The 9,947-nt window shown below is 73.4% G+C and carries 8 protein-coding genes; 4 read left to right on the forward strand and 4 right to left on the reverse strand.

Features of this window, described 5'->3' with window-relative positions; genetic code table 11:
* Positions 1 to 34: 34 nt before the first annotated feature.
* Together FAF44_RS32805 and FAF44_RS32810 are read right to left on the reverse strand one after the other, a co-directional pair.
* The gene (locus FAF44_RS32805) at positions 35 to 1,513 is read right to left on the reverse strand and encodes an Nramp family divalent metal transporter (RefSeq protein WP_237107209.1); all 1,479 of its coding nucleotides are present in this window, start codon (positions 1,511 to 1,513) and stop codon (positions 35 to 37) included.
* A 78-nt stretch (positions 1,514 to 1,591) separates the two neighbouring features.
* Positions 1,592 to 2,053 (reverse strand): nuclear transport factor 2 family protein, encoded by a 462-nt coding sequence (locus tag FAF44_RS32810; RefSeq protein WP_237107210.1) that lies wholly within the window; start codon positions 2,051 to 2,053, stop codon positions 1,592 to 1,594.
* Positions 2,054 to 2,225: 172 nt separating this feature from the next.
* Between FAF44_RS32810 and FAF44_RS32815 the strand changes: the two genes are divergently transcribed.
* On the forward strand, positions 2,226 to 2,543 hold the full coding sequence (locus FAF44_RS32815; RefSeq protein WP_237107211.1) for a hypothetical protein: 318 nt from the start codon (positions 2,226 to 2,228) through the stop codon (positions 2,541 to 2,543).
* Positions 2,544 to 2,588: 45 nt separating this feature from the next.
* On the opposite strand, the gene glgC is transcribed toward FAF44_RS32815, so the two are convergent.
* On the reverse strand, positions 2,589 to 3,824 hold the full coding sequence (glgC, locus tag FAF44_RS32820) for a glucose-1-phosphate adenylyltransferase (protein ID WP_237107212.1): 1,236 nt from the start codon (positions 3,822 to 3,824) through the stop codon (positions 2,589 to 2,591).
* Between the two features lie 158 nt (positions 3,825 to 3,982).
* Here glgC and glgA point away from each other — a divergent pair, with 158 nt between their 5' ends.
* Positions 3,983 to 5,149: a glycogen synthase gene (gene glgA / locus FAF44_RS32825; protein WP_237107213.1), complete on the forward strand. Its 1,167-nt coding sequence runs from the start codon at positions 3,983 to 3,985 to the stop codon at positions 5,147 to 5,149.
* Between the two features lie 70 nt (positions 5,150 to 5,219).
* Here glgA and FAF44_RS32830 read toward each other — a convergent pair whose 3' ends face one another.
* Entirely contained in the window at positions 5,220 to 5,624 is a 405-nt protein-coding gene (locus FAF44_RS32830) for a nitroreductase family deazaflavin-dependent oxidoreductase (protein WP_237107215.1), read from the reverse strand.
* Positions 5,625 to 5,782: 158 nt separating this feature from the next.
* Between FAF44_RS32830 and FAF44_RS32835 the strand changes: the two genes are divergently transcribed.
* Together FAF44_RS32835 and FAF44_RS56020 are read left to right on the forward strand one after the other, a co-directional pair.
* On the forward strand, positions 5,783 to 8,383 hold the full coding sequence (locus FAF44_RS32835; RefSeq protein WP_237107214.1) for a tetratricopeptide repeat protein: 2,601 nt from the start codon (positions 5,783 to 5,785) through the stop codon (positions 8,381 to 8,383).
* The coding region (locus FAF44_RS56020) for a tetratricopeptide repeat protein (RefSeq protein WP_308193422.1) at positions 8,380 to 9,947 on the forward strand (1,568 nt) is incomplete at its 3' end. The genes FAF44_RS32835 and FAF44_RS56020, both read left to right, overlap by 4 nt.

Consider the following 9,947-nt stretch of genomic DNA (forward strand, 5'->3'; position numbering starts at 1 on the left):
CGGACGCATTCCACAAGCGGCCCCCGGCCACCGGTCAGAACGTCACCAGCGGCTCCCCGATGAAGTCGGCGATGAAGTTGACGAAGAAGAATCCGAAGAACAGGAAGTTGAGCACGAGGATGACGTAGTGCCACGGGCGCGGCCGGGCCGGGCGCGGCAGCCTGCTGTTGAGGTACATCAGCAGGAACGGGTAGATCAGCGCCCCGAGGTTCGACATGTTCGCCGACCATTCGACCAGCCCCACCGGCAGCGACTGGAAGATGACGATCGAGATCACCACGAGCAGCAGGAGCATGAACGGGTAGTAGAAGCGGCGCGGGTCGCCCTCGATCAGCCTGCGCAGGCGCGGGCTGGTGGCGTTGGCGGCGTCCGTGGTCACCCGGACCATCGCCTCGAAGATGCCGAGCTGGGTCGAGAACAGGATCAGCACGCCGGCTACGAGCGCGACGTAGAAGACCACCTGCCCGTACTCGTCGCCGAGGGCGGCGGCCACGAACGTGGGCACGTTGGCCCGCGTGGGCCGCTCGCCCGCCAGCGCGACCGCCTGGGCCATGAGGATCGTGGGCAGCAGCATGCCGAGGACGGCGCCGACGAAGAACACGCCCCACATGTCCACCATGAGCAGCCGGTACCAGCGGCGCCACAACCCCCGGTTCAGCTCGTTGTCGGGGAAGGTGACCCCGCTGGCCAGGATCGGCTTCCGGTCGCCGCGCAGCCCGGAGATGTAGCCGACGCGGTGGCCCATGCCGTAGCCCTTGTCGCGGTAGTGGCCCATGACGTACCAGTTCAGGCCCGAGGCCAGCGCGGTGAACCCGGCCAGGCCGCCGAGTTGGGTGGCGGTGATCCCGGCGGGCGGGGCGGCCGGGGTGACGAACCCGCGGATGCCCTCCCACCACAGCTCGAACGGCACCACGAGCAGGTCCACGGCCAGCAGGGTGATCAGGATGGAGCCGACCATCACCCAGTTGGCCAGTTCCAGGACCCGGCTGATGCGGCGGGCCCCGGCGGTGATGAGGAACACCAGCACCAGCAGGCCGATGGCCCAGAGCCGCGGCTCGACGTCGTCGGGCCCCGGGGGCACGCCGTGGACCAGCGCGTACACGCCCTGTCCGGCCGAGGCGGCCCAGCCTCCGGCGATGAACGCGAAGATCACGATGAGCACCGACAGCGGCACCCAGAGCGGCCAGCCCGGCGGCACCCGCCCCCAGCCGACCACGGGCGTCTCGCCGGTCGCGAGGACGTACCGGGAGCATTCGACGTTGTAGAAGGTCTGCAGCAGCGCCGAGACCAGGATGACCCAGCCGACGCCGACGAATCCGAACTGCCCCACGTTGAGGGGGCCGAGCAGCCATTCACCGCTGCCGATCGAGATGCCGAGAGCGATCAGGCTCGGTCCGACGGCGTACTTGAACAGTTCCTTGGGGCCGATTCTGGAGACCTTGAAGACCTCCTCCGGCGTGGGCAGGTCGGCGACTTCGAGGTCCGGACGGCTGACTCCGAGCGGGTGCGACATCTCACTGCCTCCTGCCGCCCAGGGTGATCCCGAATTTCGGCGGCATCAAGGCCCAAATACCGTCTAAAAACGGATATGTCAGGCGTATTGCAGGTCGACCCGCACGATGCGCCCGCCGCCGACCGTGAAGTCGTAGTGCGCCTCCCAGCCGCCGGACCCGCCCGGAGCCCAGTGGACGAGCAGCTTCTGCCCGTCCCCCCGCCGCCCGGCGATCGACAGCACCCGCAGGGTCCCGCCGATCACCTCGCCGTCCGCCCACCGCCGGATCGCGTCGTGCCCCTTGATGCTCCGGCTGACGTCGATGATCTCGGCGTCCGGGGCGAAGGAGGCGACCAGGGCGTCCAGGTCGCGGGCGTTCACCGCGTCCACGTACGCCTGCGCCGCCGCGTCCACCCCCTCGACCGGCGTTCCGGTCGCCTCCGGCGCGGAGGCGCTCGTCGCCGGACCCGGCGGCGCGGTGACCGTGGCGGCGCAGCCGCTCGCGGCCAGGAACGGGACGACCGCGACCAGCGCGGCCCACTTCGCACGTTGCCTTCCCATGCCGACGATCCTGCGGCCCCGCCGCCGCGCGGGTCCAAGACCTGTCGCCATAACCGCCGGCTATGCCCCGCGCAGGGCGTCCGACCTGGCCGGACGGTCCGGGCGTGGCGTTGCGCCGCACCCCGCGGGGGGCTCCCTACAGTAAGGATCAACGTGACTTCTGGGGGAGATCATGAAAGCTCAGCTCATCGCGGCGGGCGGCGTGCTCGCCGCCGCCGCGCTCGTGGCGACGGCCCCGCCGGCCGCCGCTCGGGACGGCTGCGACCTGACCGTGGCCGACGCCACCCACTCGGTGAGCATCGACGCCTGGGGCGTCTACGCCGGCCCCCGCGCCGCCGACGCGTGCCAGGGCGGCCACTGGGGGCAGGGATACCACACCAACTGGGGCACGCCGGGCACCTGGAGCGCCCCGACCTGGGGCGGCGGCGACTGGGGCGTCACGGGCTCGCGCGGCTGGAGCGACTACGTCCGGCCGGGCATCCGGTTCTGACCGGAGACCGGTTCCGGGGGCGCGGGCGGGCGGCCCGCCCTCCGCTCACCGGTCGACGATCTCGTTCTTCCCGATCACCACGACCCCGCCCCTGGTCAGCGCGAAACGTGTGCGGTCGTAGTCGAGGTCGAACCCGATGCGCGCCCCGTCGGGGATCACCACGTTCTTGTCGATGATCGCCTTGCGCACGATCGCGCCCCGCCCGACCTTGACGTTCTCCATCAGCACGGAGTCCTCCACCCGCGAGTGCGAGTGGAGCACGACCTTGGGCGACAGGATCGACCTGATCGCCGTGCCGCCGGAGACGATCACGCCGGGGGAGACCAGCGAGTCGATCGCCCGCCCGACCCGGTCGCCGTCGTTGTGCACGAACTTGGCCGGCGGCAGCGGGTCGTGCCCGGTGAAGATCGGCCACTTGTCGTTGTACAGGTTGAAGACCGGATGGGCCGAGATGAGGTCCATGTGGGCCTCGTAGTACGCGTCGAGCGTTCCCACGTCGCGCCAGTAGCCGCGGTCGCGCTCGCTGGAGCCCGGCACGATGTTGTGGGCGAAGTCGTACACGTCGGCCCCGCCGGACTTGACCAGCATCGGGATGATGTTGCCGCCCAGGTCGTGCTTGCTCGTGGGGTCGAGCGCGTCCTCGCGCAGCGCGTCGATCATCGACTGCGTCTTGAACACGTAGTTGCCCATCGAGGCGAACACCTCGTCGGGGGAGTCGGCCAGGCCCACCGCGTCCTTCGGCTTCTCCCGGAACGCCACGATCCGGCGCCCTTCGGGGTCGGTCTCGATCACGCCGAACTGGTCGGCCAGCGACAGTGGCTGCCTGATGGCCGCCACCGTCACGTCGGCCCCGGAGTCCTCGTGCTGCTCGACCATCTGCCGCGGATCCATCCGGTAGATGTGGTCGGCCCCGAAGACGATCACGTGCTCGGGCATCTCGTCGTAGATCAGGTTCAGGTTCTGGAACAGGGCGTCGGCGGAGCCGGAGAACCAGCGCGGCCCGAGCCGCTGCTGCGCGGGCACCGGGGTCACGTAGTTGCCCAGCATCGCCGACAGCCGCCAGGTGCGTGAGACGTGCCGGTCGAGGCTGTGATTCTTGTACTGCGTCAGCACGACGATCTTCAGGAAATCGCCGTTGGCGAGGTTCGACAGCACGAAATCGATCAGCCGGTACATCCCGCCGAACGGCACCGCCGGTTTGGCCCGATCCGCCGTGAGCGGCATGAGCCTCTTGCCCTCTCCACCTGCCAGCACGACCGCAAGCACCCTCCGGGACCTCATGCCCAGGACGCTACCCCCAAATGGCCGTTCTATCGACGAAACCCCGCACGGGGAGCTTGTTGCTTGTCCGGTTTTGGAGCCCAATGTACGAACCGGGCATGCCGACCTTGGGCTTGTCGATGTGTTTTTCTTGCCGGGTCCGCCCGTAAGGTCGTCTCATGCGTGTTGATCTGCTCAGCCGGGAGTATCCGCCCGAGGTGTACGGCGGTGCCGGGGTGCACATGGAGTACCTCGCCAGGGAGTTGCGGAAGCTGGCCGACGTACGCGTGCGCTGTTTCGGCGCCGACCGCGCCGAGCCTGGCGTGTCGGCCTACCGGGTGCCGGACGGGCTGGCCGACGCCAACGCCGCGCTGCAGGTGCTCGGCGTCGACCTGGAGATGGCCGCCGCCTGCGAGGGCGCCGACGTCGTGCACTCGCACACCTGGTACGCCAACTTCGCCGGGCACGCCGCCAAGCTGCTGCACGGCATGCCCCACGTGATCACCACGCACAGCCTGGAGCCGCTGCGCCCCTGGAAGGCCGAGCAACTCGGCGGCGGCTACGCGATCTCGTCGTGGGCCGAGCGCACCGCCCTGGCCGCCGCCGACGCGGTCGTCGCGGTGTCGGAGGGCATGCGGCGCGACGTCCTGGCCGCCTACCCGGAGATCCCGCCGCAGAAGGTGCAGGTCATCCACAACGGCATCGACACGGCCCAGTACGCCCCCGACCCCGGCACCGACGTCCTGGCCAGGCACGGCGTCGACCCGAACCGCCCGTACGTCGTCTTCGTCGGGCGCATCACCCGCCAGAAGGGCCTGGTCCACCTGCTGCGCGCGGCCCGCTCCTTCGACCCGAAGGCGCAACTCGTGCTGTGCGCGGGCGCGCCCGACACGCCGGAGATCGCCGCCGAGGTGACCGGCCTGGTGCGCGGCCTCGGCCGCGACGGCGTGTTCTGGATCCAGGAGATGCTGCCCAAGCCCGAGGTGATCCAGCTCCTGACGCACGCGACGGTGTTCGTGTGCCCGTCGGTCTACGAGCCGATGGGCATCGTCAACCTGGAGGCGATGGCCTGCGAGACCGCCGTGGTCGCGACGGCGACCGGCGGCATCCCCGAGGTGGTCGCCGACGGCGAGACGGGCCTGCTGGTGCCGATCTCCCAGGGCCCCGACGGCACGCCCCACGACCCGGAGCGCTTCGCCGCCGACCTCGCCGAACGCGTCAACACCCTGCTCGGCGACCCGGTCAGGGCGCAGGCCATGGGCGAGGCGGGCCGGGCCCGCGCGATCGGCCACTTCTCGTGGGAACGCATCGCCCGCCGCACCCTCGACCTGTACGCCTCCCTCTGACCTGCCGTGCCGACCGGCCGCGCTGCCGGCCGTGCCGGGGCCGCCCCGCCGCGGGCGCGGCGGCCCGCGCTCACCGCGCGCGTTCGAGCACGACGATCGGGATCTCCCGGTCGGTCTTCTGCTGGTACTCGTCGTAGTCGGGCCACGTCCGGGCCATGACCCGCCACATGTCCGGCTTCTCCCCGGACTGGGCCGTCCGCGCCGTGGCCGTGAACCGGTCGCCCATCACCTGCACCTTCACCTCGGGATCGGCCTGGAGGTTCTTGTACCACTGCGGATGGTCGGGATCACCACCCTTGGACGCCACCACCAGGTAGTCGTCACCGAACCGCTGATAGATGAGCGGCGTGGTGTAGGGCTTGCCGGAGTTGCGGCCCTTGGTGGTCAGCAGCAACACGGTGGTGTTGTTCCAGTCGTGTCCCTCGGCGCCGTCGGTCTCCTGGTAGCGCCGGACGTGTTCCTTGCCATAAAGCATGCAGCGCATCTACCCACCCTCAGGTGCCCTCACCATCACGCGGCGTGCCGTGAACAAGAAGTTAACGTGCCTGACACATTGTTTCCGCAGGTGCGTCCACCGCGCCTGACCGCCGGAGTCTCCTGTACGCGGACGCGCGCCGGTGAGAGCCTGGGCCCATGACCGACCCGGCCGGGGCGCTGGCCGCCCGCATCGAGCGCTTCGAACAGGCCGCGGACCCCGGGCTGATCTGGGATCCCGCGGCGCTGTCCGAGGCCGAGCAGGCGATGCGGGACTGCGCCGGAGACCGGTCCGACGCGGCGGCCTGGCGGCTGATCGCGATGTTGCACCTGGCCCGCTACCGGCTCGACGAGCACACCGTCCAGGACGCCGCGGTGGCGGGCGCCTTCTTCGCCGCCGTCGCCGTCCTCGACCCCGACCGGCTGCCGGAACGGCTGCGCGGCCCGCACGCGCCGCCCGCCGCGTCGGCCGACACCTGGGCCGGGCTGGTGGCGGAGGTGCTCCGGCAGGTGGACCCGGCCGCGTACCGGCACGTCGGGCTGCTCGTCCACACCCTGGTCCGCCGCGCCGTGGCCGACCCCGCGCCGGAGGTGTGCGAGCGGCTCGCCGGGCTGCTGCTCCAGGAGTCCGCGCGCTCCGCCGACCCCTCCTGGGCCTCCGGCGCGCTCGGGCCGGTGGGGGCCGCGCTGGTGCGGCTGCACGGCGCGAGCGGCGAGCGGGGCGTCATCGACGACGCGGTGCACCTGCTGCTGCGGGCCGCGCTGGGCGACGCCGCGTACGCGCCGGACCTGGCGGCGGCGCTGGGCCCGGCGGCCGGTGACGACGATGAGCTCGTCAGGGCGTACCTGGCGGCTGCCGAGGCGCCCGCCGGCGGCCAGGACCGGTCGCGGGCGCTGCTGACGCTCGTCGAGCTGGCCCAGGCACGCGCGGCGGCCACCTGCGCCGACGGCGACCTGCTGGCCTTCATCAGGTTGGGGCAGTGCGCGCTGGACTTCTGGCACGAGCAGTGGGCGCATCCCGGGGTGCTGGCGCCGTACGCGTCCGGGCTCGTCGAGTGGTACGTCGTCACCGGCGACGAACGCTCGCTCGAAGCCGGCGTCGAGATGCTCGAAACCCTGCGCGTGCCGCCGGACGAGAGCACGCGGGGCCTCGGCACGGACCCCGCCGTCCGGCTCGGGCTGCTCGGCGAGCGCCGCCTGCGCCGCCACCTCGTCACCGGCGACCTCGCCGACCTGGACGAGGCCGTGCACGTCCTGCGCGAGGCGGCCGGGCACGCCCCCGACGGCCATCCCGGCCGGGCCGGGCATCTGACGGTGCTGGCCGGGGCCCTGCACCGCCGTGCCGTCGTGACGGACGGCGACCCCGCCGAGGCCGTCGCCGCCGCCCGCGCCGCCCTGGCCGCACTCGGCGAGCAGGACCCGGCCAGGCCCGGCACGCTGCTGCTGCTCGGCCGGACGCTCAAGCTCGGCCTCACCCCCGGCACCGCGGGCGAGGCCGTCGCCGCGTTACGCGAAGCCCTCGCGGCCGGGGGCCGGGCGTCCCTGCGCGTGGAGGCGTACGGGCTGGTGTCGGAGGTGCTGCGCTGGCGCGCCACGCACGCGGGCGGCCGGCGGGCCGACGACCTGCGCGAGGCCGTGCTCGCCGCCCGCCAGGGGGCCGAGCTGGCGCAGCGCACCTCGTCCGGGCAGGCCGGCGCGCGGCGGACGTTGTGCGAGGCGCTGCTGGCCCGCTACACGGCGCTGCGCGACCCGCTCGACCTCACCGAGGCGCTGTCCCTGGCCGGGGACGGCGACGCCGCCCTGCTGTCCGGGCTCGACGCCCCGCCCGAGGTGGACGACCAGCTCGCACCGGCCGCGACCGAACTGGCCCTGCGCCTTCCGGACGCGGACCAGGAGGTGGCGCTCGAACTGCTCGCACTGGCCGAGCGGGGGGCGGCGGAGCCGGGGGAGTTCCTGCTGGAGGTGGCCCAGCGGCTGACCGCCGCCGGGCGGGAGCGCGTCGCGGTACGGGTGCTGGACCGGGCGGCACGGGCGTTCGCGTCGGACGGGGCGAACGGGGCGGACGGGGCTTTGGCGCGGGGCGCGTACGCGCTGGAGCGGCAGGGCGCCGCACACGAGAGCCTGGCCTCCCAGACGGACACGGCCCACCACGCCATCGACGACCACACCCCTGGAGACCACGGCTCCGAGCGCCACGGCTCCGAGCGCCATGACTCGGAACGTCCCGGCTCCGAGCACCCCGGTTTGGTGCCGGGTGGGGAGTTCGGGAAGGCCCTTTCCGCCTACGAGCGGGCCGCCGCCATCCACCGCTCCCTCGCCGATCCACGCTCGGAAGCACGCCAGCTCCGCAACATGGGCCTCGTCCACCTGCGCATCGGCGACCCGGCCCGAGCCGTCGAGCGGCACCTGCGCGCGGCGGCCCTGTGCGAGGCGGCCGGGCTGCCGGTCGAGGAGGCGGCGCACCAAGGGGACGCAGCCGAGGCGTGCCTGGCGATGGGCGACCCGGCCGCCGCGGTCGCCTGCGCGGTCAGGGCCAGGGAACTGCACCTGGAGAGCGGTGACGTCCGGGCGGCGGCGCTGGCCCTCGTACCGGCCGCCAGGGCCGCCGTGGACCAGGACGACCTCACCGCGGCCGGTGAGCGCATGGCGGCCTGCGCCATCGAGCTGGAGGCGGCGGGGGAGTGGGAGGAGGCGTGCAGGACACTCGACGCGCACGCCGTCACGCTCGCCGGCCGCGGCCACCACGGCCGGCGAGCGTGACGGCGCGCATCGGCCGGCGCCGCCGGGTCCGCGGCGACACCGAGGGCGCGCGGGTGGCGTTCGAGCTGGCCGGGCGCGAGTACGAGGCGATCGGCCACCACGACGGGGCCGCGTCGGTGCGCTACAACCTGGGCGTGCTGACGTACGCGGAGGGGGAGCCGGGGGCCGCTCTGGAGGCGTTCGGGGCGGCGGCGGAGGCGTTCGCGGGGTTGCGGGCACCGGTCAAGGAGGCGTTCGCGCTGGTCATGGGGGCCGCCTGCCTGACCGCGCTGGACCGCGTCGAGGACGCGCTGCCCGACCTGGACCGGGCGCTGGAGCTGGCCGCCGCGGAAGGCGACCCGGACGCCCTGCTCGCCGCCACCCTCGTACGGGCCGCGGCGGACGTCCGGCTGGGCGAGCCGCGCGAGGCGAAGGCCCGGCTGCGCGCGGTGCTCGGGCCGGTCGCGGGGGACGCGCTCAAGGAGGCCGTCGTCCACGACCGCCTGGCCGCGATCGCCGCCCGGGAGGGTGACCCGCGGGCGCAGGCGGAGGCCCAGGAGGCGGCCCTCGCCGGTTTCCGCGCGAGCGGCCAGGACCGGCTGGCCGCCCTCGCGTCCATCAAACTCGGCCTCGCCCTGGAGGCGAACGGCGCGGCCCGCCGGGCCCGCGCCCGCCTGGAAGAGGGGCTGGACGGCCTCGCCACGGCTCCGGACCCGCGGCCGTCGGGGACGCCGTTCGAGATCGTCGCCGCCATGGCGGGCGGCCTGGACGCCGCCCTCCTGTCCCGCCTGGCCGCCATCCAGCTCACCATCGGGGACGTCACCGCCGGCCGCGTCACCCTCGCCCAGGCCGTCACCTCCCTCCGCGCGGAGTCACGCCCCGGGCAGGCACTTGACCACCTGGAACGACGCCTGCGCCTGGAGGAAGCCGAATCGACCGGCGACCTCGCCACCGCCCGCACCCTGGCCGAACAAGCACTGAACGCCACCCCACCCGACGCCACCCCGCCCGGTGCGGGTGCGTCCGGTCGGTCCCGGGCGGACGGCGGTGTGCCGGATCGAGCCGCGTCCGGCGAGCATGCGTTCGGCAGGACCACCGCCGAGGGCGCCGATGACCGGTCGTACCTGCTGGCCAAGCTCTCCTTACTGTGCCGCGAGCTGGGCGACCCGGCCGCCGCCCACGCGTACGCGGCGCGCGGGTACGAACTGCGCGACGAGCGGGCCGCCGAGCACCTGAGCAACCTGGGCGCGGCGGCCACCGCCCTGGGACGGGTGGAGGAGGCGGCCGAACACCTGACCCGGGCGGTCGAGCTGGCCCGTGACGACGATGCCGCGCTGCCCGCCCGGCTCGTCAGGTCCCTCGGCCTGCTGGGTGCCGCTCTCACGGACCAGGGCCGCTGGCAGGAGGCCGCGCGGGCGTACGAGGAAGGGCTCGCCCTGGCCGAGGCCCCCGCCTGGCGCGCGCTGCGGGCCCCGCTGCTGTCCGGCCGCGCCGCCCTCCACCTCAAGCTCGGCGAGCTGGACGAGGCCGCGACCCGCTACCGCGAGGCCACCCAGCTCTCCTATGACAAGGGCAACAACTACTC

This window comes from Nonomuraea sp. MG754425, from assembly GCF_021699195.1.
GTDB lineage: Bacteria > Actinomycetota > Actinomycetes > Streptosporangiales > Streptosporangiaceae > Nonomuraea.